A 21,519-nucleotide genomic window follows, 5' to 3' on the forward strand; every position below is an offset into this window, starting at 1 on the left:
CTAGTCCCTTTCCTTGATGTCTAGAGTGGCGGATGCGCCGCCGCGATCGCCCTGCTGGAGAGCGTGCAAGGCGACCTGGCGGTGATGACGGATGGTCTGCTGGCGCTGCATGGCGCGGGCCCATGCAGGCACGGCTTCTTCGGCGGCCGACTGCGAGGCGGTATCGCCGCCGGTGCGATTCAGCGCATTCCAGGCTGCTGCCCGGCCGCGCGACGCCGCCTCCCCTAGCCCCAGCGCGCTGGAGACCCGTCCGCGTGCGGCATTGCCGGCGGCACGGGCCACCCCGCCCAGCCCCGCCGACATGGTCGGCGCCACAGCGGTTTCCTTGCCCAGCGTATAGGCCGTGGAAGCAGCCGATCCCATCGCGGTGCCTGCGCGGACGGCCCCCAGCGCGGCCCCGCCCAGCATGCGGGCACCGCCGACGGCAGCACCCCCGGCAAGCATCGCCATGCCGGCCGCGCCGACCGTGGTGCCCAGCGCTGCTCCCGCGCCGAGCTGCGGCGCACCGGACACGAGGCCCGAAGCGATTCCGGGTCCGAAGATCCCCAGCCCGAAGATGGTCAGGCTGGCGAGCATCAGGCTCATCGCCTGGCCGATATCGGGCTCCTGGCCCTGCAGCGCGCTGGTGAACTCGCTGAAGAAATTGGCGCCGATGCCGACGATGACCGCGAGCACCATTACCTTGATGCCGGACGAGACGACATTGCCGAGCACCCGCTCTGCGAGGAAGCTGGTGCGGTTCCACAGCGCAAAGGGCACAAGGAGGAAGCCGGCGAGCGAAGTCAGCTTGAACTCGACGATCGTGACGAACATCTGCACCGCGAGCAGGAAGAAGGTCAGGATCACGACTGCCCAGGCGAACAGCAGCACCGCGATCGTCAGGAAATTGTCGAAGAAGGTCGTGAAGCCCATCAGCTGCGACACTTGGTCGAGCAGCGGCCATGCGGCGGCGAAGCCCGTGCCGGCGAGACGACCGGGCTTAAGCAGATCCTCGGCGGACAGCGTGCCCCCACCGGCGGTCAGCCCGGCCTGCGCGAACGAGCGGAAGATGATGTCGGCGAGCGTCGAGAAACTGTTCAGGATGAACGCGAAGGCGCCGATATAGAGGATCTTGCGCAGGAACCGGCCGATGACATTGTCCTCGCCGCCCATCGCCCAGAACAGCCCGGCAAGTGTGATGTCGATGCCGATCAGGGTAGCCGTGAGAAAGCGGACATCCCCGCCAAGCAGACCGAACCCGCTGTCGATGTAGCGGGTGAACGCGGCCAGGAAGCGATCGATGACGTTGAGGTCGTTCACGGTGGCGATGTCCTGCGCTGGAGGAATGCCGCGAGGCGGGACCGGGGGTGAGAGCCCCGCCCCGCGGCGGACGGCGGCGGGAGGCAAGACCGCCACCGCCCTGACCGGCGGCGCTACCTGGGGGTGTAGGCCGAGCCGGAGCCGAGGAACCTGCGGGTTGCCGCGCGCGCGTCGATCTCGGCCTGCGCGCGGCGCGCCTGCTCGATCGCCTCGGCGCGGTACTGCGCGGCCATCATGTTCTGGATCTGGAATTGCTGCTTGGCGGCCAGCGCCAGCAGCTGGTTGGTCGCCTGCTGGGCCTGGAGCGCGCCCTCGGCGCCCTGGCTCTTGGCGACGATCCCGCTCAGCGCCTGGGCATCGGCCGTGACATTCTCGGTCACCTGCGCCTGCACGGTCATCGTCTGCTGATAGGCGGCCATGGCGGTATCGAGCCGGGCGCGCGCGGCGACGACCTGCGCGTTGGTCCGGAGCGCCGCCGAGAGGCTCTGCGGGAAGAGCTGGCGGAACTGCTGGTCGAGCCCCGACACCCGGAACTGGATCCCCTGCGCCTGCCCCATCAGCCGGTCGACCTGCTGCAGCGTCTGGGTGAGCGCCTGAAGCTCGGGAAAGTCGATCCGGGTCAGGTTCTTCGCCTGGTTGATCAGCATGGTCGCTTCGTTCTGGAGCGACTGGATCTGGTTGTTGATCTGTTGGAGGGTGCGCGCGGCGGTCAGCAGGTTCTGGCTGTAGTTGCTGGGATCGAACACGGTGAACTGCGCGCGGGCCGGCGTGCAGGTCAGCGCCATGGCGAACGATCCGGCCGTGCCGAGGCCCAGGGCGCTCGCGACCAGATATTTGCGGGTGCGGATACGCATCACATCACTCCTTTTCTTCGCGGTCGGGGAAGGTGGCGAGCAGTTCGGCGGCCCAGTCGAGGTCGCGATCGACGAGGAAGCGCGCGGCGAAGTCGGCGTGCCCGCCCTTGGCGAGCATCGCGTCGATGCGGGCCTGCGTCCCGGGATCGGAGGCGCCGCACAAGGCCAGGGCGATTGGCCCCAGCCCCAGCTCGAACAGCCGATTGCCGCGTGCGGACTGCAGGTAATAGTGCCGCTTGGGCGTGGCGCGGCTGACCAGCTCGATCTGCCGGTCGTTGAGCCCGAACCGCACATATGCCTCGCGACTCTGGGGCTCGATCGCCCGGTCGTTGGGCAGCAGGATGCGCTGCGGACAGCTTTCCAGAATGGCGGGCGCAATGCTGCTCGATGCGATGTCGGCAAGGCTCTGGGTCGCGAACAGCACGGCGACATTCTTCTTGCGCAGCACCTTCAGCCATTCGCGGATGCGCGCGGCGAACAGGGGGTGGTCGAGGAAGATCCAGGCCTCGTCGAGGATCAGCAACGTCGGTCGGCCGTCGAAGCGCTCCTCCAGTCGGTGGAACAGGTAGGTCAGCACGGGGGCGACCACGCCGGCCTGGCCCATCAGCGCTTCGGTCTCGAAACACTGGACATCGGCGAAAGCGAACTGCTGCTCGGCCGCATCGAGCAGCCGGCCATAGGGACCTTCGAGCGTATAGGCGCTAAGCGCGGTGCGCAGCGCGTTCGACTGGAGCAGCAGCACCAGCCCGGTCAGGGTGCGCTCCTCTACCGGCGCCGACGCCAAGCTGCTCAGCGCGGACCAGACCGCGTCCTTGACCTCGGGCGTGACCAGCACCTTCTCGTGCGCGAGCAGCGCCGCGATCCATTCGGCAGCCCAGCTGCGCTCGGCGGCATCGTCGATCCGGCGCAGCGGCTGGAAGGCCAGCGTGTCGCCGGCCTCGGCGCCCATTCCCAGCGCATGGTGCGCGCCACCCATCGCCAGCACGGTGGCACGCGCCGAGAAGCCCTTGTCGAAGATATAGACCTGCGCGTCCGCGTAGCGCCGAAACTGGAGCGCGATCAGCGCCAGCAGCACCGACTTGCCCGCGCCGGTCGGCCCCACCACCAGCATGTGCCCGACATCACCGACATGGGTCGACAGCCGGAACGGCGTCGACCCGGCGGTGCTGGCGTGGAGCAGCGGCGGGCCATCCAGATGCGCATTGCGGCTAGGTCCCGGCCAGACAGACGACAGCGGCATCAGGTGGGCAAGGTTCAGCGTATGGACGAGCGGCTGGCGGACATTGGCATAGACCTGCCCCGGCAGCGACGAGAGCCAGGCTTCGACCGCGTTGACGCCCTCGCGGATGCAGGTGAAGCCGAGTCCGCCGATGATCCGCTCGACCTGTCGGACCTTGTCCTCGACGCGGGCGCGATCGGTGTCCATGACCGTGATGGTGGTGGTCAGGTAGCCGAAGGCGACATGGTCGCCGCCCAGCACCTGGAGCGCCAGGTCGGCATCGACCACCTTGTTGTCGGCGTCGGTGTCGAGCAGCTGCGATGGCTGGTTGTACATCACCTCGCGGAGCAGCGCGGTGATCGACTTGCGCTTGTTGAACCACTGGCGACGGATCTTGGTCAGCGCCTTGGTGGCGTCGCCCTTGTCCAAGGCGATGAAGCGCGTGACCCAGCGATAGGCGAAGTCCTGGTGATTGAGAGCATCGAGGATGCCCGGGCGGCTCATGCTCGGAAACCCGAGGATAGTCAGGGTGCGGAGATGGTGGTCCCCCAGTCGCGGCTCCAGCCCGCCGGTCAGCGGCGTATCGGCGAGCAGCGCGTCCAGGTAGATCGGCGTCTCCGGCACAGCGACATCCTGCAGCCGCGTCGAGATCGTGCCGTGCAGGAAGGTCAGTGTCTCGCTGTCGTCCAGCGCATGAACCTCGGGCATGAAGCTCGCGAACAGGTCGAGCGCTCGATCGGTCTCCGCGATGAAGTGCGCCAGCGCCCCCCGCCAGTCCCGACCCGACCCGGCATCGGGCCGCTCGACCAGCGTCCGTCCGGCGGCCTCGGCGCTGTCCGGCGCCGGCAGCCAGACCAGGGTCAGGTGGTAGCAGCTTTCGAAATGGGCGCCCTCGACGAGGAAGGCCGCCCGCCGCTCCTGGTCGACAAGCCAGGATGCGGCGTCGGGGAAATCGCTGTCGGGATAGGCGCCCGCCTCGCGCCGCTCGGCGTCGAAGAACAGGGCCCAGCCGCTGCCGAACCGCTTGAGCACATTGTTGGCGCGCGCGGAGGCCGAGATCAGCTCGGCCTCGGTGGCGGACTCGAGATCGGGTCCGCGGAAGCGGAAGCTGCGCTGGAAGCTGCCATCCTTGTTGAGGACGACGCCGGGAGCGACCAGCGCCGCCCAGGGAAGATGATCGATCAGCCGATCCGCGCGGCGACGATATTCGGCGAGGTTCAGCATGCGAAATATCCCTTCTGCCGGAGGTGGCGAAGCAGGACGGGCGCAAAGTCCGGGTCCCGCCGCGCAGCGAACACGGCGATGCTGTGCCCGACGGCCCAGAGCACGAGCCCGGCCAACCACTGCTGCAACCCGAGGCCGACCGCCGCGGCGACGGTCCCGTTGACGATCGCGAGCCCGCGCGGGGCGCTGCCGAGCAGGATCGGCGATCCCAGGCTCGCATGGATCGGCGCCTCGAAGCCTGGCAGGTGCTGGCCGGTGTCGCTCATGCGACCAGCGCTCCCCCGCCGAAGCTGAAGAAGCTGAGGAAGAAGCTGGAGGCGGCAAACGCGATCGACAGCCCGAACACGATCTGGATCAGCCGCCGGAAGCCGCCGCTGCTCTCGCCAAACGCCAGCGACAGGCCGGTCGTGATGATGACGATAACGGCAACGATCTTGGCGACCGGCCCCTGGACCGACTCGAGCACCTGCTGGAGCGGTTCTTCCCACGGCATCCCCGACCCCGCGGCATGGGCCGAGGTGGCAAATGCGATGCCGATGGCGGCAAGCTCGACGAGGCGCGCGCGGCGTGCAGGGATCTTGGCGAATTGCATGATCAATCTCCTTCGGGGCTGGAGGGCAAGAGAAGGTCGGCGAGCGCGTAGCTGCCGGTGTCTGGGTCGAGCCCGGCGACGCGGGCGACCTGCGAGACACGCCGGTCGAGACCGCGGCCGGAGACGAACACGATGACGTCGATCGCCTCGGCAATGAGCTGGCGCGGCACGGTGATCACCGACTCCTGCACCAGGCCTTCGATGCGGGTGAGCGCGGACAGCGCGCTATTGGCGTGGACCGTGGCGATGCCGCCGGGGTGGCCGGTGTTCCACGCCTTGAGCATGTCGAGTGCCTCGGGCCCGCGGACCTCACCGACGATGATGCGGTCGGGGCGCAGCCGGAGGGTCGAGCGGACGAGGTCCGCCATGGTCACGACCCCGGGCCGGGTGCGCAGCGCGACTGTGTCCGGGGCAGGGCTCTGCAGCTCGCGCGTGTCTTCGATCAGGAGGATGCGCTCGTCGAGGCACGCCATCTCGGCGAGCAGCGCATTGGCGAGCGTGGTCTTGCCCGAACTGGTGCCACCGGCGATCAGGATATTGTGGCGCAGGAGGACACAGGCTTTCAGCCGGTCGGCGGCCAGCCGCGTCATGACCCCGTCGGCCACATAGTCGTCGAGCCGGTAGAGACGCTCGGCCGGCTTGCGGATCGAGAAGCACGGCGCGGTGGACACCGGCGGCAGCACGCCTTCGAACCGCTCCCCTGCCTGCCCTTCTTCGTGGGGCGGGAGTTCCGCCGACACGATCGGCGCCTCGCCATGCACCTCGGCGCGCGCATGCGCCGCGACAAGCCGGATGATCCGCTCGACCTGCGCGGCCTCCATGCGAATGCCGGTGTCGGAGCGCCCCTCCCCCAACCGGTCCAGGCGGAGCGCGCCGTCCGGGTTGACCATGATCTCGGTGACGCGCGGATCGGCGAGCGCTGCGGCCATCACCGGGCCCATGGCTGTTCGCAGCATCGCGCGGCGCCGGTCGCTGGCGATACCGGCGGTCATTGGCCGGGCTCCGAGGCGCCGATCGTCCTGCGGCCAGCCGCAACCTGCCGGCCGACCTGGGTGACGAACGCCTCGAATCGCTTCGCCCCCATGGCGCGACCCGCCTGGTCGCTATCGGCAAGCGGCGCGTGGATCGCAAGCTCGTAGCGGACGAACAGTGCGAGGGTCTCGAGCAGGACGTGCTCGTTCCGTTCGATCCTGCCGATCGCCGTCGTCATGCGGTCCAGCCGCAGGCCGAAACGCTCCTCCAGTTCGGACACGCCGCGCCGGTTTAGCCAGGCAGTGACGGCATCCGCGAGGATCGCAGACTTCGATGCGCCCGGCTTCGCCGCAAGGGCCTCCAGCCGATCGCTGAGCGGCTTTGGCAGGAAGAGCTGGTGGCGGACCTTCTCGACCATGGTCACAGCTCCAACTGCAGGTCGCCGGCCCGATGCCCGCCGGTACCATCCGCCCCTGCGTCCATCGCGAAGGCGGCGCGCGCGATGCCGGAGGCACCGGCGCGGTCCATGGCACGCTGGTCGGCAGCCGGATCGTCCTCGTCCTGGCCGAGCCCGAGCACCTCGGTGGGCGTGGGTTCTACCGCCGGCTTCGCAGGAAGCTCCTGCCCAGGATGACGCGCCTGCTCGCGCCCACCGTCCTCATCCTCGCGCTGCTCTGCCGCACCTCCTGCGAGGCGCGTATCCGTGTCACGGACGACGCCGGCCCAGTCATTCGCCCGCGGCGCAGGCCGATCGGCATAATCGCCATCACTGAGCACAGGCGGCGGCAGGATCCGGGCCTTGAAGACTGCATCCTTGTAGTAGCGCAGCTTGGTGGCACGGATCGGCGGTGTACCCGCCACCAGCACCAGCTCCTCCGTCGGCGGCAGCTGCATGACTTCGCCGGGCGTCAGCAGCGCCCGCGCCGTCTCCTGCCGGCTGACCATGACATGGGCGAGCCAGGGCGCCAGCCGATGCCCGGCATAATTGCGCATCGCGCGTTGCTCGGTCGAGGTACCAAGGGCATCGGAAATGCGCTTCGCCGTGCGATCGTCGTTGGTCGCGAAGGCAATGCGGACATGACAGTTATCGAGGATGGCGTTGTGCTCGCCATATGCCTTCTCGATCTGATTGAGACTCTGGGCGATCAAAAAGGCGCGGACGCCATAACCGGCGAGGAACGCCAGGCTGGTCTCGAAGAAGTCGAGGCGCCCCAGCGCCGGGAACTCGTCGAGCATCATCAGCAGCTTGTGGCGGCCACCAGTCTTGGCGGCCTTCTCGGCTTCGAGATGCTCGGTCAGGCGACGGCCGATCTGGTTGAGCACGAGACGGATCAGCGGCTTGGTGCGGCTGATGTCCGAGGGCGGCACCACCAGGTAGAGCGACACCGGCGCCTCTGCCTCGACCAGATCGGCGATGCGCCAGTCGCAGCGCGACGTGACGGCCGCGACCGTCGGATCCCGGTGGAGGCCGAGAAACGACATGGCGGTCGACAGCACGCCGGAGCGTTCGTTCTCGGACTTGTTCAGCACGTCGCGTGCCGCCGATGCAACTACCGGATGCACCGCCGGCGCTTCCGGGGTTCCGAGATGATTGGTGGTCATCATCCGGTCCAGCGTGTCGGTGAACTTGCGCTGCGGATCGGAAAGGAAGGACGCGACGCGGGCCAGCGTCTTTTCCTCCTCGGCGTAGAGGACATGGAGGATCGCGCCGACCAGCAGCGAATGGCTGGTCTTCTCCCAATGATTCCGGCGCTCCAGCGCTCCTTCGGGATCGACCAGGATGTCGGCGATGTTCTGGACGTCGCGGACCTCATCCTTGCCGCGACGGACCTCGAGCAGCGGATTGTACCGCGCCGAGCGCGCATCCGTCGGATTGAACAGCAGGCAATGCGAGAAGCGCTGGCGCCAGCCGGCGGTCAGCTGCCAGTTCTCGCCCTTGATGTCGTGGACGACCGCCGAGCCGGTCCAGCCGAGCAGCGAGGGTATGACCAGGCCCACGCCCTTGCCGCTCCGGGTCGGCGCGAACGCCATGACGTGCTCGGGGCCGTCGTGGCGCAGATACTGCTGACCCATGCGACCGAGGAACACACCGGCGTCCGTGACAAGCCCAGCGGCGCGAATGTCCTGAACGGTTGCCCAGCGGGCGGAGCCGTAGGTCGTGACATGGCGCCGCTGACGGGCACGCCAGAGGGACCCGCAGATTGCTGCCCCGCACCCGACCAAACCGCTCGTAGCCGCAATGGCGCCAGCTTGTTCGAAGATCGTCGGGGCATAGGCCTCGAACGAGAACCACCAGCCGAACAACGCCCAGGGTCGATAGAAAGGACGCCCGAAGGCGACAAACCAGGGCCGGCCCAGTTCGGGCTGATACGCCAGTTCCGCCGCGGCCCACTGCGTCGCGAACCAGACCCCCGCCGACACGATGACGAGCACGATCAGGATCTGTCCGATGAGCAGTTTGGTAGGGGTCATGCGGGCCTCCGCCCGCCAGATCAGCCTATGCGGGGTCAGCCGCTACATTCCGCCTTTCCGGTCTCGCGCATCAGTGACCTTCTGGTGCCGTTCGCTACTGTTCCGGTGCAATTTGCAGCGCAGCGTACGATGAATGAGCGTCGAGGTCAGGCAGCTGCAACAGGATAGCTCCGACCGGCTGCGCTCCGGAACGGATGCTTCTGCTGATGCCCGCCCACCTTCCATCGTTGAGCATACCAGCGGCTGTCCGGCTCTACAGCGCGCGCTCCGAAGGCAGAGGCCACAGGTTCGAATCCTGTCGGGTTCGCTATTTTTCAATGGCTTAGCTGGATCAGCAGCAAACTTGTCAAATATACGTCAAATATGCACGTGCGGACGCACGTGGCTGAAAGCGCACGTCGGACCTATCCTCCCGTCAGATCTTGGTCCGCTCCGCGATCTTGAAGATTAAGCCCGATTCTGCCGCCTTCCGGCGAAGAAGCGCGCGGGCGTACTGCCCAACGCCTTCTGGAACATGGTGATGAACGCGTTGACGGACTCATAGCCCAGATCCGCAGCCACGCCTTGCACGGATGCCCCTCCTGCCAGCTCCCGAAGCGCGATGATCAGATGCAGCTGTTGGCGCCAGCGACCGAAGGTGAGACCGGTTTCGCGGATCATAAGCCGTGACAATGACCGTTCGCCCAACGCCACGCGCTTCGCCCATTCCGCCTGTGTAGCGCGGTCCGACGGGTTGGACGTTAGCGCATCGGCAATGGTCCGGATTTTCGGGTTGGTCGAAACCGGCAGATTGAACCGTTCGTGCGGCATCTCGGCCAATTCATCGAGCAGCACGCGCGCCAGCCGTGCGGCATGGCCGTCCGGCGGATAGCTGGCGCCTTCCTCGGTCAGTCGATCGATCATCGCGCGGATCATCGGGGATATCGACAACGCGCAGCAATGGTCCGGCAGGCTTGCCACCCCCGGCTCGACGAACAGATAGCTCAGCCGCGCGTTGAGCGTGGCGCGGGCACTGTGGGGCGTGCCCCCCGGAATCCAGACTCCGCAGTTCGGCGGTACTATCCAGAGCTGGTCGTCCGCGGTGCAAGTGACCGCGCCATGCAGCGCCAAGATCATCTGCCCCTTGCGGTGCACATGCGCGGGCACCTCTGCGGCATAGTCCGCGAAATCGAGATTGCGGGCAATCGCAGGCCGGTCGGTCGCGTCAGGATCGAAGGCGGCGATGGCGGGTTGCGGGGACAGCATGCGATTGACCGAATTCAGGGACTGATTGTCAGGATACCGAATTTATAACGATCTAAGAATCGTTATCAACAAGCCGATGGGTATCTGGCTGTTTTACACTTATGGTTGGGTCGGGCCGCGACTGACGCTGCCGCCGATCGGCACGTTCCTGCGCGCGCCGGCGCTGCGCGCCGATGCGGAGGCGCTGCTGTTCTCCGCCAAGACCTTCGCGGCGGCGATGCTGGCCTATTATATCGCCCTGCGCATCGGGCTTCCCCGCCCGTCCTGGGCAATCATCACGGCCTATCTGGTGTCGCAAGGCTCGGCCGGTGCGTCGCTCAGCCGCGGCGTCTACCGCATGGTGGGCACGCTGATCGGCGCTGCGGCGACGGTGGTAATCCTTCCTACCTTTGTCGCCGAGCCCATCATTTGCAGCCTGGTGCTGGCCGGCTGGATCGGCTTCTGCCTGTTCCTGTCGCTGCTCGACCGCACGCCGCGCGCCTATGCCTTCGTGCTGGCCGGCTATACCGCCAGCCTGATCGGCTTTCCCGCCGTCGCCGAGCCGGACGCGATCTTCGACACCGCGCTGGTCCGCGTGCAGGAAATCGGGCTTGGCATTCTCTGTGCTGTGCTGATCCACCGCTTCCTGCTGCCCCGGCCAATGACCGGCCAACTCGTGGCCAAGGTGACAGCGACATTGCGCGATGCACGGCGTTTGGCCGGCGACCTACTGCGCGGCGAAACGGACCCGCGACAGCAGGCCGACCGCCACCGGCTGGCGCTCGATCTGCTCGCCCTGAACGGGCTGGCAATGCATCTCCCCTACGACCCGGCGATCGCCCGCCCACGCCGTGCGACGTTGCGGCACCTCCACGATCGGCTGGCGCGGCTGCTCCCGCTGGCGACCGAGATCGAGGCGCGGCTGGCGGCGATTCACGACGACGAAGCGTTGGCGGCGCTGCGGCACGACATCGGCCAGTGGATCGACGCGGCGCCCTCGTCCGAGACGGACGCCACCGCGCCCCATCTGATCGACCGGGCGAATCAGCTGCGAGCAGAAACCTATGCCGAACCGGCGCAAGGGGGACAGCTGCTCGCCGGCAATCTCGCCGGCCACCTCGCTGAACTGGTCAGGCTGCTCCACGAGGGCGACCTGCTCGGGCGCGAAGTCGCGAACGCCCGCCCGGCCCGAAATCGAGCATCGCGGTTCGGTGGCATGCCGGCAACGGGCTATGTCCATCACCGCGACCCGCTTATGGCGGCACGTGCCGCGATCGGTGCAACCCTCGGCATCCTTGCCGGCTGCCTTCTATGGATCTGGTCGGCCTGGCCGGACGGTGGGCTGGCAGTATCGGTGCTCGGCGTTACCTGCGCGCTGTTCGGCAATGTCGACGCGCCTGCGCCGAATGTGCGCAAATACATGCTGGGCTCGCTCTACGGTGTGGTGCTGAGCCTGGCCTACAGCTTCATCATCCTGCCGCGCGTCACCGACTTCCCGATGCTGGTCGTCGTGCTCGCCCCCGCGTTTCTGTGGGGCGGCTCACTGCAGCCCCGGCCGGCCACGGCCTATATGGCGCTGGGCATCACGCTGACGATCCCGATCCTCTCCGGGTTGGGTGCACAGTATAGCGCCGATTTCGCCGATGCCCTCAACGGCAGCGTGGCGCTGTTCGTGGCAACCGGGTTCGGGGCCGCAAGCATGACCCTGCTCCAGACCGTGCCTGCCGATGCGGCGATCGACCGCCTGCTGTGGCTGAGCCGCCGCGACGTCGCCCGACGCGCGCGCGGCCACGGCCCGGCCGAGGCCGGCTGGACGAGCCTGATGGTGGATCGCACCGCGCTGCAACTGCCGCGGCTTGCCGCGTCGACGCGCCTTCGCGCCGACACACTAGATGCGATGCTCCGCTATCTTCGCATCGGGCATGCGGTTGCCCGGCTGCATCGCGCGCTGGTCCCTGCCTCTGACGCGATCGACCGACACGCACGGCAACTGCTCGGGGCGCTCGCCGAAGGACTGGCAAACAGCCGCGATGATAATGCCGACGCGGTGGCGGCGTTGCACCAGCGCCTCGAAACACTGATCGCTCGCGTCGCGGCCGATGCGGACGAAGGCAGGTTGCGGCTGCTCGATCCGCTGCTCGACCTCCGCTTTGCGCTGGCGGCCACAACCGATCCGCAGCGCGCGGCATGATCCCCGACCTCGACATCGCGGGCGTGCTGGTGCCGGGACTGCTGGCGCTCGCCTGCCTTGCCCTTATCGCGACAGTGCTCCTGCTGCGGCTCTTCGCCGTCACCGGCCTGTCGCGCCGCCTCGCCTTGCCGGCGCTCACCGAGCTCGCCGTGTTCCTCCTCCTCTACGGCCTGCTCCTGCGGGCCTGCCTGTGACCGGAACCCTGTTATGAAGTCCATTCTCTCCGTCCTAGCGCGCTACGGCATCACGCTTGCCGTCGTCGCTATTACCGCGCTGGTCGCCTGGCAGCTCTGGGACCGGCTCCAGCAGACGCCCTGGACGCGCGACGGCCGCATCCGCGCGGATGTCGTTCGCGTCTCGACCGATGTCGGTGGACTGGTGACGCAGGTAATGGTCCGCGACAATGAGACCGTCCGGCCCGGTCAACTCCTGATCGTGCTCGACCGGCCGCGCCTCGCCGCCACGATCGAGCGCGCGGATGCCGCCATTGCCGAGGCGCGAGCGCAGCTCGAACAGGCGCGTAAGGAGGCGCGCCGCGACGTGGCGTTGGGCGACCTCGTCGCGACCGAAGCGCGCGAACAGAGCGCTGCCAGGGTCCGGACCTCGGAGGCCGCGCTGACCCGCGCCATCGCCGACCGCAATGTCGCCAAGGTCGATATCGAGCGGACCGAGATCCGCGCCACCGTGGCGGGCATCGTCACCAACCTAGACATCCACCCCGGCGACTATCTTGCCGCCGGCACGCAGGCGATGGCGTTGGTCGACACGGCCTCGCTTCGGGTCGAGGGCTATTTCGAAGAGACCAAGCTGCGCCGGGTGGCGATCGGCGACCGCGCGCGCGTCCGTTTGATGGGAGAGGATGGCGAGATCGCCGGACATGTCGAGAGCATCGCCGCCGCGATCGCCGACGATCAGCGCGACGATACCGGCAATCTGCTGCCGAAAGTCGCGCCGACCTTTTCCTGGGTTCAGCTTGCCCAGCGCATTCCCGTTCGCGTGCATATCGACCGGGTGCCTGCCGGCACACGCTTGATCGCGGGACGCACGGCGACGGTGGAGCTTCTTCCCGCCGTCGCGGCGCCGGTAGGAGGGCGGCGGTCGTGAAGCGTGTCTTCACCGCCCTCCCCGCCCTGCTCCTCGCCGGCTGTGTCGCCGGGCCGGACTATCGCATTCCCCCGGCCGCAATCGTCAACCGACCCGAAGCGGCGGCACCGTTCCTGGGAAGCAAGGATATGAGCGTATCGCAGGCCGCGTTGCCGCCGCGCTGGTGGCGGCTCTACGGCGATCCCCGGCTCGACGGCTATGTCGAGGAGGCGCTGGCCGCCAACACCGATCTGCGCGCTGCCGACGCGAATCTCCGCCGCGCGAGCGCGATCGTTCGCGAAGCCGCCGCCGCACGGACCGTCAGCACCGGCCTGAGCGGCCAGGCGTCGGGCGGTCGGATCGGCGGCCCCACTGCCGCCCTGCCGGCGCCTTTCAGCTATGCGCTCGGCTTCGATGCCAGCTACCCGCTCGATCTCGCGGGCGGTATCCGGCGCGGGATCGAGGCCGCTACGGCGCAAGCAGAGGCGGCGGTGGCGGCGCGCGATCAGGTGCGCGTTGTGGTCGCGGCAGCCATTGCCCGGAATTATGCACGGGTCTGCACCGATGGCGTGGCCCTGGCAGCGGCGCGCCGGGTGGCCGCGATCCAGCGCGCGACCTTGGCGGTGGCGGTGCGCACGGCGCGTGGGGGACGCGGCACGCGCTTCGACATCGACCGGGCACGCGCCGCCGCCTTCGCCAGTGAGGCAGCCCTTCCGGACATCCTTGCGGACCGAAAGGCAGCGTTGTTCGAACTGGCCGCGCTGATGGGCCGGACGCCCTCCGACTATCCACGCGAGCTCGAGGCCTGCGCTGCGATCCCGGCGCTGGCGCGGCCGATCCCGGTCGGGGACGGTGCGATGCTGCTCCGGCGTCGCCCGGACGTGCGAGGGGCCGAGCGCGTGCTCGCGGTCACCACTGCGGGCATCGGCATCGCGGAGGCCGAACTCTACCCGAAGGTCAGCATCGGTGGATCGACAGGCACCGCTGCTTCGGTAGGCCGCGCTTTGGGATCGACTTCGTTCGGGTTCAGCCTCGGCCCGCTCGTGTCGTGGTCGTTCCCGAACAGGAAAGCGGTCCGTGCCCGGATCGATCAGGCCGGTGCCGATGCCGACGCTGCGCTCGCGGGCTTCGATGGCACCGTGCTGACCGCGCTGCAGCAGACCGAGACGGCGCTATCGGCATATGCGCGGGCGACGGACCGGCTGCGGGATCTGGAGCGGGCGGAAGGCGCCGCCGCCCATGCCAGCCGTGATGCCGAAAGGCTCCAGCGGTTCGGCCGCACGCCCTTCCTCGACGTCCTGAACGCACAGGCCCGGTACGCCGATGCCCAGGCTAGCCTGTCCACCGCCCGCGCAACCGTCGTCGATCGACAGATCGACCTTTTCCTGGCGCTGGGCGGCGGGTGGGAAGAATGACATCTTTATGTATTTGCAACGCCATGTTTGCTCGATGCCATATTTTGGGAAGTGGCCCCCGGCGCGGATCGCCTAAATCTTGGAAGCGTCGGCCGCTTGGTCAGAGGTTGCTTAGCGCAAGACCTGTCTCCGGCTTGACCTCCGGACTGTGCTCGGCGCTCCCGCGCGCGAGCAGGTCCGCGTCGCTGCCCCAGGCCGCCCGCGCGGTCTTCTGGCTTGGCGTCGCAACATAGGCATCGTGGAAGCCGATTGGGGTTCGAAAGAAATTGAGCTTACGCCCCTCCGATGGCCTCTTGCGCTCGGACGGCAGCCACGAAATCGGGCACGTCGCGCTCCAGCCAGTCGAGCAGTTCGGCACGTCCGGCCGGGGGATTGCGATACCCGGCCGCCTGCCGATCGAGCGCGGCCAGCATGGCTTCAGGCATGGCCAGGAACCGATCGCACAGAAAGGCGTCCGGCCCGATCGCGCGCAGGCCGTCGGGCAGCGGGACGAAATCCTTGAGATTCGCGGTGACGATCAGGTCCGCGCCGATCGCAACCGCCGCCGCCGCGACATGCCGATCCTTCGGATCGTTCGACATCGCACCCTCATGCAGCGCCCAGTCCTCGACGGCCGCGTCCGGGAACGCGGTCGCCATCTGACGCTGCAAGCGCTCGGCGTTCTCCAGCGTGACGCGGTGATCCTCGACCAGGTTGCGCGACATCTCATCGAGAATCCGTTCGGACCAATGCGCCCGGAAACACCCCGCCGCTGCCACGCGCAGTAACGTGTCCCGCAGGATCATGGGGAAAAGCACATTGGCGTCGAGAACCGCAGCCAGAAGCATGACTGTCTATTCCTTCGCGGACTTCGCGGTCCGGACCCGTTTCGTCCTCGGCTGCGCGGCCTCGTCCTCGGCTGCGCTGCGCTTCGCCGCATTGATTTTGGCGTGTTTGCGCGTGACGTCGTTCGCTCCCACGTCGATCGCACGCTCGAGGAAGGCGCTCATGGTCGCATCCTGCAGCCCGCCGAGACCGGGGGGATCAAAGGGTCCGTTCCCCTGCGCCTGCTTCTTCTCCCACAGGTCGAGCAGCACGATGTTGGGATTGGGCAGGAAGGCCAGGCCGAACTTCTGTCCGCCCCTCGGGCGGATCTCCACGAACCCGAAACTCTCCAGCAGCTTCATACGCTCCTGCCAGCCGCGCACACCGCGCGGGCCGGTAAAGCCGGAGGCATAAGGCAGGTCGATCGGCCGAGCCGGACCAAGCCATTGTCCCAAGTCGCGCAGAACAGGGCGAAATAGGTGTAGCCCAGCGGCTTCCCCTTGGAGAGCTCGTCGAGCGCCCGCATGAGGAGCGGCATCGTCTTAGGCACGGTCGCGAACCCATGATGCTTGCCGCGATCCCACAGCCGCTCGGCCGCATCCTCGAAATAGGTGTCGCGCAGCTCGATATCCTTGGAGCGAACTGCTTTCCCCTTCAATGTGGCCATCGCTTCAATCCTCACTTTGATTTCGTGATCGGATTATCTCATTGATTTCCAGTACAAATAGAGCCATACGCAAGGCATCACGCCGGCTGGCCGACATCGAACCGGCGTTTCAACCTTAGTAAGCTGACTCATGTGAGTCACGAGGCTTGCAGGCGGTACGCCATATGCGGCGACAGGGGATCAATTTTCTGAGGCTTGCCCGTGGTTTAGGCGAGGCGGCTATGTACTCCGTGATGCTACAGTGCTAACCTGTGCTGACACGTGCTCCGATGTGCTCCAGTCGTCGACCTGCTCCTCACCTCCTGTTGGTTGCGTTTGGGTCGTTTGTTCGCCATATTGACCTCCATGGCAGATGTCCGAACCTCCGAGTCCCGCAAGGGTCGCAAATCGGTTGCCCATGGCGAACGGACAGTGGTGACGCACCTAGCGGGCATGTTCGCGACCGGGAGCAAGGGCAAGGCGCGCACCACGGTGCATGTCATCGACGCGACTGGGCGTCAGCTCGAACTGCCAGCGTCGCTCGCGGACGTCATGGCGCGCGCCGCTACACTCATGGCGGAAGGCCGGCAGGTATCGGTGGTTGCCGACGACGAGATGCTGACGACGCAGGCAGCGGCCGAGCGACTTAACGTCTCCCGACAATATGTCGTACGCCTGGTCGATGGCGGCACCTTGCCCGGGGTCAAGGTCGGCAGCCATCGCAGGCTGCGCGCGGCCGATATCGAGGCCTATCGAATCAAGCGTGATGCGACCCGCAATGAGGCGCTCGATCAGCTCGCGGCGCTGAGCGAGGACATGGACGGCTACCGCCTTCGCTGACCTTTCACGTCCTCACGCTCGACCGATCGTCATGAATGGACGCGCCTGTCTGTGCTTCGTCCGGTGAAAGAGGGTTTCAAGGCATGGGGGCCGATCCGTCCCTGATCAAAGCGATCCGTACACGCGCGGCCGAGATCATTGCCGGTGCCAAGGCCTACGACGTGCCCGCGTTGTGCGTACGGCTCGGTCTTGAGGCGGGGACGGAAGACGAGGCGATGCGCAGCAAGTTCAAATATGCGCATTCCCGGCTGATGGAGGTGCCGGCGCCCAAGCTGCTGCCGATGATCCACGCGCTCCTGGCCGAAGAGGCGGATTTCGCTTTGTCGGAATTGCTCGCCAAGGCCGAGGAAGCTGACGGGCCTATGGTCTCGGCGCTGACGCGGCGCCGGATCATCAGTCTCTTCGACGGCCAGTATCTTTGCAGCGAGTATGACGAGCTGACCTTTCTGGAGACGATCTGGCCGCTCGGCGCGATGCCGTCGGTTTTTCAGAATGATTGGGGCGAACACAGCAGCCTGCGTGAGGATGTCCTCCAGCACACGGTAAGGAACGACGACTGGAGCAATCGCGAACTGCTCGAGCATCTCGGCCTGATCGACTGCTCGAAGGTGCTGTTCTTTCGCGTACTCGAAGCGCTGGTTCATCCGACCACTGTCCCCGATACGGTCCAGCTGGCGCGGGTAGAAGGCATTAACGAGCATCTGCGCCATGACGGCTATCGCCTGCAGCGCGCGGGCCGCCTGTCGGGAAGCGTGATCTACAAGGTCGAAGCGGCCGCGATTGGTTCGCCGGCCGAAGCCAGCATCTCCGGGACGCTCGCGCGATTCGAGCCCGAGCAGGTCCATGCGCGCTGGGAGGCGGCGCTCGATCGTCGCGCGACGGATCCGGCAGGCGCCATCACGCTGGCGCGCACGCTGCTCGAAGACGTCTTCCGGTGGCTCCTGGACGATCTCGCGCCGACGCTGGAGGCGCCGGCAACGGATCAGGACGATCTGCCGCAGCTCTACCGAAAATTATCGAAGGCGCTGAACTTGGCGCCGGACGGGCATAGCGAGCCGGTCTTCAAGCAGATCCTCGGCAACTGCCAGTCGATCGTCGAATCGCTCGGTGCCTTGCGCAACAGGCTCGGCGACGCACACAGCAGCGGCCCGCGTAAGGCGAAGCCCGCGCCGCGCCACGCCGAACTGGCGGTCAATCTTGCAGGGTCGATGGCGACCTTTCTTGTGGCGACCTGGGAAGCTCGCAAGGACGCGGTCCCGGCGAACGAAGCGGCGGCCGAACGTGCGGCCTAAGTCTGGCCGGAAAAGTGAGCGGAGATGCTAACGGGCCAGCTTCTGTTGCTCTCAATGCCACTCGGGCGAACGCCAAATGACTGCTCCAGACAAGAGCTGACGTTCTGCCCGTGGCTTTTGAATGGCAGCAAAGTCCAAAATTGAGTCTTATCTCGCAGGTCAGCTTTAGAAATGTTCCATAGGAGAGGCCGGAGCCAAAGCTATGTCAACGAGAGGGCGTAAGGTGGGATGAACGATCCACGCCGGCCCCGTCGTCTCGATCATAGAGCGCAAAGATCATACGCTCTACAATGCCATCTTCAGCTTTCCTGCGCCTCCCCTCGTCCGCTGTCGAAAGATCGCACCGAACCGCCTCTGGGGTCGAGGCAAGGCTCGCCGTCAGAATGGCGTTGGCCAAAAATGGGTGCCTCACTTCGGCCAAGGGCGGGCGGGCCTGATCGCACGCAGCCGGACGGTCACGCTGAAGCAGCGCATCAATGCTGGTCATCGGCACGAGAGTGATCGCCCCCACCTTGATCACCTCGATCTCACCAGCCTTGATCAGCTCGTAGAACTTGGAGCGGCCGATGCCGGTGATGCGGCAGGCATCAGCAATCCGCAGCGTGATGGGCAACAGATCGGCATTCGGCCGGCGCGGCGTAGGGCGCATGGTATGCTCCTTCATCTGCCCCTCCCCACTTCTGGGGATTGACGGTTGGCGATGCGGTTGTTCGTGTCCCCTCGGGCGATTGCACGGCCGACGAGCTCGACGAAGGCGTCGTAGCGAAGCCGGCCGAGACGCTGCGTCTCGGTATCAAAGGCCGGCTGGTGCGCCGTAAGGGTGAGCTGGTGGCGGACGAAGAGCCCGAGGGCTTCGGTCAGATAGTCGAGCTTCTGCTCCATCCGGTCGGCGGCGCGGTTCTGGCGGTCGAGCCGGGGACCAAAGCGCTGGTCGAGTTCATGGCCGGCACGGCGATCGAACCATGCGGTCAGCGCGTCGGTCAGAATCGCAGTCTTCGACGACCCCGGCTGCGCAGCCATCGCGTCGAGCTTCGCCGACAGTTCGTCGGGAAGATAGAATTGGTGGCGGGTCTTGCGGGTCTGCATGTGGTGCAGAATCCGCCTGTTCACGCTTCCGTTACAGGTCCTCGCTGGTGAATCGCCGTACCTCTTCGGGGATTCTCAGAACCCGCCGATCTCTGGCCCCGAACGCTGGCGACCGAATGTCCAGCTGGTCGTGCCGCCGCGATCGATGCCGGAAACGGTGCGACCGATCTGCTTCTCCAGCACGGGCCGCCACGGCACGAGCGTGAATTCGCGCGATTTCTCGATCACCGCGTATTTCGCTGCGCCCACCTGCACCGCCTTGCGATAAATGCCTTCGATCGGGCCATCGCGATGCTCGGCATAGCCGAGACCCATTTCCTTCGAGAGCTGATCCGCCACCTGTCGCAGTTCGCGACGGCGCAGGTCGGTCAGCAAATTGGCGCGGAAGCGGACGGTATCGCCATCGCGCCAGGCGAGGTCCTCCTCGATCAGCCACTGGCGGCGAAGCACCAATGCCTGCCGCACCTGTGCCCCGAACCCGCCGCCCAGCGCCTCCGGTTCCTTCGCGACATGCTGCTCGTCCAGCCAGGTCACGCCGTTGTGGCGGACCAGTTCCAGGACCGGGCGCTCGGCAAGCGTTTCGATCTCAACGGGCCGTGCCGCAGCCGCCCGTCGCTCGAAGGCCAGCACCTTGTCGAGATGATCGGCGCCGATCTTCCAGCTGCCGTCCGGCATGCGCTCGACCTCGCCCCCGCCCCGTCGCAACGCTTCCAGCCGCCGGACATGCGCTTCGGCGAAACGCTGGCTGGCACTGACGTCGTGGCGGAGATGCCCGTCGACGCTGTAGATGCCGCTATTGGCGGCAGCGACCTCAGCAACCGTCCGATCGACGTCGCGGATGCCAGCGATGACCGGCGACACCCGCACAATCTCGGGGCGATCGCTCACTTCCGAGAGCGACCGATTGCCCAGCTCGACATAGTGGCTGCGCCCGTCGGTCGCTGCCACGATCAGGTAATGGCGGTCGCGATGCTCGTCGGCCAGTCCCGTCGCCACGACACGGCCGATCAGCGGCTTGCCCTCGGCTGGTTCGTAGATCGCATAGTCCTGCGGATGCACTTCGGGCGCACGTGCCTTCAGCTGCGCGTGCATGGTCGCGATGATGTCGCCACGTCGGCCCATGTCACGCAGCGTTGCTTCCAGATCGTCGGCGAGCTGGTAGCGCCCTTTCACCTCCTCGGTTGCTAGTCCTATCCGCGCTAGCGTGCCCAGGCGCGCTGCGCGCAGCCCCTGCTCGATGCTGTCACCATGCCAGGAGGGCACCAGCCCGTCGGCCTCACGCGCGATCAGCAACCTGCGGTCGATGCTGGTGAATCGCTCCTGGCCGACCTCGCGCTGACGCCCCTCGAAAATTTCACGATCGGTGCGCGGTCCGAGGTCGAGATTGACCAGCTCCGCCGCCCGCGCGGCGAGCCCTTGGCTGATATACTCACGAGCGATGATCACATCCTGGCCACGATCGTCGACCCCGCGCACCAGCACATGGGCATGCGGATGACCGGTGTTGAAATGGTCGACGGCCACCCAGTCGAGCTTCGTGCCGAGGTCCTGTTCGACCTGCGCCATCCAACGGCGCACCAGCGGTTTCAAGTCGTCATATTGCACGCCATCTTCGGGCGCGACGATGAAGCGAAACTGGTGCCGGTCGCCAGTGCTGCGTCCGAGGAATGCCTTGCCGTCCGCAACATCGTGATCAGCAGCATAGAGCGTGCCGCGTTCACCCTCGCGCGTGGTGCCGTCGCGCTGCAGATAGTGCAGGTGCGCTACAGCGCCCTTCGCGCCCTTGCCGGCCAGCTTCACGAAGCGCGCTTTCACGACGACCCGGCGCGCCCGAATTCCGGCAAAGCGATCGGAAGACCCAAGTACCCGGCCCACGCCCGAACCGCGACCGATCCTGCTGCCATCGAAATGCCTGGCGCGCGCAGCGGAAGATCGTGCTGCGCCGCCAGCGAGATTGGTCGCCTTGCGAAGCTGGTGCGCGAACGGTCGATCCGCGCCGACCCGCCCCAACCATAGCTCGAATGGATCCTCGGCCATGACGCTGTCCCATGCTGGAAAGCGCCAGATGAGGGTGCGCCAGCGCAGCCCTTCAAGGGCCTCCATTCGGGGGAGCCGGAAAGCCGCAGAAATGCTGACATTCCAGTGACCAAGCCTTTCCGATGGAGGCATCGCCATGGGCATGCCTCCATCAAAAACGACGTGCAGTCGCCACTTTCGGGGCCGCTTGGAGGCACCGCTTTTATCTTGCCCTCTTAATCGGGCTATCGTAACCGTCCGGTGTTCGCACCTGTCTCTTATACACATCT

Annotated in this window: 21 protein-coding genes; 6 read left to right on the forward strand and 15 right to left on the reverse strand. The window is 66.7% G+C overall.

What is annotated here, in order from left to right:
- From trbL to A7X12_RS21500, 9 genes are all read right to left on the reverse strand, one after another.
- Positions 1–1,299 carry a P-type conjugative transfer protein TrbL gene (gene trbL, locus A7X12_RS21460; RefSeq protein ID WP_064313462.1) on the reverse strand — a complete coding sequence of 433 codons (1,299 nt, stop codon included), beginning with the start codon at positions 1,297–1,299 and terminating at the stop codon, positions 1–3.
- A 113-nt stretch (positions 1,300–1,412) separates the two neighbouring features.
- A complete protein-coding gene (gene trbJ, locus A7X12_RS21465; RefSeq protein WP_064313515.1) occupies positions 1,413–2,153 on the reverse strand; it encodes a P-type conjugative transfer protein TrbJ in 741 nt (246 codons plus the stop codon).
- A 4-nt stretch (positions 2,154–2,157) separates the two neighbouring features.
- On the reverse strand, positions 2,158–4,596 hold the full coding sequence (gene trbE / locus A7X12_RS21470) for a conjugal transfer protein TrbE (RefSeq protein ID WP_064313463.1): 2,439 nt from the start codon (positions 4,594–4,596) through the stop codon (positions 2,158–2,160).
- Positions 4,590–4,862, reverse strand: a complete 273-nt coding sequence (locus tag A7X12_RS21475; protein WP_064313464.1) for a VirB3 family type IV secretion system protein — start codon at positions 4,860–4,862, stop codon at positions 4,590–4,592. The genes trbE and A7X12_RS21475 overlap by 7 nt, the downstream gene beginning before the upstream one ends.
- The gene (locus A7X12_RS21480) at positions 4,859–5,188 is read right to left on the reverse strand and encodes a TrbC/VirB2 family protein (RefSeq protein ID WP_064313465.1); all 330 of its coding nucleotides are present in this window, start codon (positions 5,186–5,188) and stop codon (positions 4,859–4,861) included. Before A7X12_RS21480 ends, A7X12_RS21475 begins: the two co-directional genes overlap by 4 nt.
- 2 nt (positions 5,189–5,190) lie before the next feature.
- Positions 5,191–6,180, reverse strand: a complete 990-nt coding sequence (gene trbB / locus A7X12_RS21485) for a P-type conjugative transfer ATPase TrbB (protein ID WP_064313466.1) — start codon at positions 6,178–6,180, stop codon at positions 5,191–5,193.
- The gene (locus tag A7X12_RS21490; protein WP_064313467.1) at positions 6,177–6,578 is read right to left on the reverse strand and encodes a hypothetical protein; all 402 of its coding nucleotides are present in this window, start codon (positions 6,576–6,578) and stop codon (positions 6,177–6,179) included. Before A7X12_RS21490 ends, trbB begins: the two co-directional genes overlap by 4 nt.
- Positions 6,579–6,580: 2 nt before the next feature.
- Positions 6,581–8,632 carry a conjugal transfer protein TraG gene (locus A7X12_RS21495; RefSeq protein ID WP_064313468.1) on the reverse strand — a complete coding sequence of 684 codons (2,052 nt, stop codon included), beginning with the start codon at positions 8,630–8,632 and terminating at the stop codon, positions 6,581–6,583.
- A gap of 447 nt (positions 8,633–9,079) precedes the next feature.
- Positions 9,080–9,877, reverse strand: a complete 798-nt coding sequence (locus A7X12_RS21500) for an AraC family transcriptional regulator (protein ID WP_064313469.1) — start codon at positions 9,875–9,877, stop codon at positions 9,080–9,082.
- Between the two features lie 76 nt (positions 9,878–9,953).
- On the opposite strand from A7X12_RS21500, the gene A7X12_RS21505 reads away from it, so the two are divergent.
- From A7X12_RS21505 to A7X12_RS21520, 4 genes are read left to right on the forward strand one after another with little or no spacing between them, the layout of a single operon-like run.
- Complete coding sequence (locus A7X12_RS21505) at positions 9,954–12,047, forward strand: FUSC family protein (protein WP_157105677.1); 2,094 nt, start codon at positions 9,954–9,956, stop codon at positions 12,045–12,047.
- Positions 12,044–12,241, forward strand: a complete 198-nt coding sequence (locus A7X12_RS21510) for a DUF1656 domain-containing protein (RefSeq protein ID WP_064313470.1) — start codon at positions 12,044–12,046, stop codon at positions 12,239–12,241. The genes A7X12_RS21505 and A7X12_RS21510 overlap by 4 nt, the downstream gene beginning before the upstream one ends.
- A 13-nt stretch (positions 12,242–12,254) precedes the next feature.
- Positions 12,255–13,151: an efflux RND transporter periplasmic adaptor subunit gene (locus A7X12_RS21515; RefSeq protein ID WP_064313471.1), complete on the forward strand. Its 897-nt coding sequence runs from the start codon at positions 12,255–12,257 to the stop codon at positions 13,149–13,151.
- Complete coding sequence (locus A7X12_RS21520) at positions 13,148–14,545, forward strand: efflux transporter outer membrane subunit (RefSeq protein ID WP_064313472.1); 1,398 nt, start codon at positions 13,148–13,150, stop codon at positions 14,543–14,545. Before A7X12_RS21515 ends, A7X12_RS21520 begins: the two co-directional genes overlap by 4 nt.
- A gap of 272 nt (positions 14,546–14,817) precedes the next feature.
- Here A7X12_RS21520 and A7X12_RS21525 read toward each other — a convergent pair whose 3' ends face one another.
- The 3 genes from A7X12_RS21525 to A7X12_RS21535 are packed head-to-tail and all read right to left on the reverse strand — an operon-like array spanning position 14,818 to position 16,016.
- Positions 14,818–15,372: a PIN domain-containing protein gene (locus A7X12_RS21525; protein WP_064313473.1), complete on the reverse strand. Its 555-nt coding sequence runs from the start codon at positions 15,370–15,372 to the stop codon at positions 14,818–14,820.
- Between the two features lie 6 nt (positions 15,373–15,378).
- Entirely contained in the window at positions 15,379–15,711 is a 333-nt protein-coding gene (locus A7X12_RS21530; protein ID WP_157105678.1) for a hypothetical protein, read from the reverse strand.
- On the reverse strand, positions 15,708–16,016 hold the full coding sequence (locus A7X12_RS21535; RefSeq protein ID WP_064313475.1) for a hypothetical protein: 309 nt from the start codon (positions 16,014–16,016) through the stop codon (positions 15,708–15,710). Before A7X12_RS21535 ends, A7X12_RS21530 begins: the two co-directional genes overlap by 4 nt.
- A gap of 411 nt (positions 16,017–16,427) precedes the next feature.
- Between A7X12_RS21535 and A7X12_RS26060 the strand changes: the two genes are divergently transcribed.
- Positions 16,428–16,835, forward strand: coding sequence for an excisionase family DNA-binding protein (locus tag A7X12_RS26060; protein ID WP_232318636.1), 408 nt, complete (start codon positions 16,428–16,430; stop codon positions 16,833–16,835).
- An 83-nt stretch (positions 16,836–16,918) separates the two neighbouring features.
- Entirely contained in the window at positions 16,919–18,127 is a 1,209-nt protein-coding gene (locus tag A7X12_RS21545) for an abortive infection family protein (protein ID WP_064313477.1), read from the forward strand.
- A 205-nt stretch (positions 18,128–18,332) separates the two neighbouring features.
- On the opposite strand, the gene A7X12_RS25285 is transcribed toward A7X12_RS21545, so the two are convergent.
- From A7X12_RS25285 to rlxS, 3 genes are all read right to left on the reverse strand, one after another.
- Positions 18,333–18,791 (reverse strand): helix-turn-helix domain-containing protein, encoded by a 459-nt coding sequence (locus A7X12_RS25285; RefSeq protein WP_084445879.1) that lies wholly within the window; start codon positions 18,789–18,791, stop codon positions 18,333–18,335.
- The gene (locus tag A7X12_RS21555; protein WP_064313478.1) at positions 18,788–19,213 is read right to left on the reverse strand and encodes a hypothetical protein; all 426 of its coding nucleotides are present in this window, start codon (positions 19,211–19,213) and stop codon (positions 18,788–18,790) included. The genes A7X12_RS25285 and A7X12_RS21555 overlap by 4 nt, the downstream gene beginning before the upstream one ends.
- 75 nt (positions 19,214–19,288) lie before the next feature.
- The gene (gene rlxS, locus A7X12_RS21560; protein ID WP_064313517.1) at positions 19,289–21,250 is read right to left on the reverse strand and encodes a relaxase/mobilization nuclease RlxS; all 1,962 of its coding nucleotides are present in this window, start codon (positions 21,248–21,250) and stop codon (positions 19,289–19,291) included.
- Positions 21,251–21,519 lie beyond the last annotated feature (269 nt).

This window comes from Sphingomonas sp. TDK1 (genome assembly GCF_001650735.1).
Taxonomy (GTDB): Bacteria; Pseudomonadota; Alphaproteobacteria; order Sphingomonadales; family Sphingomonadaceae; genus Sphingomonas.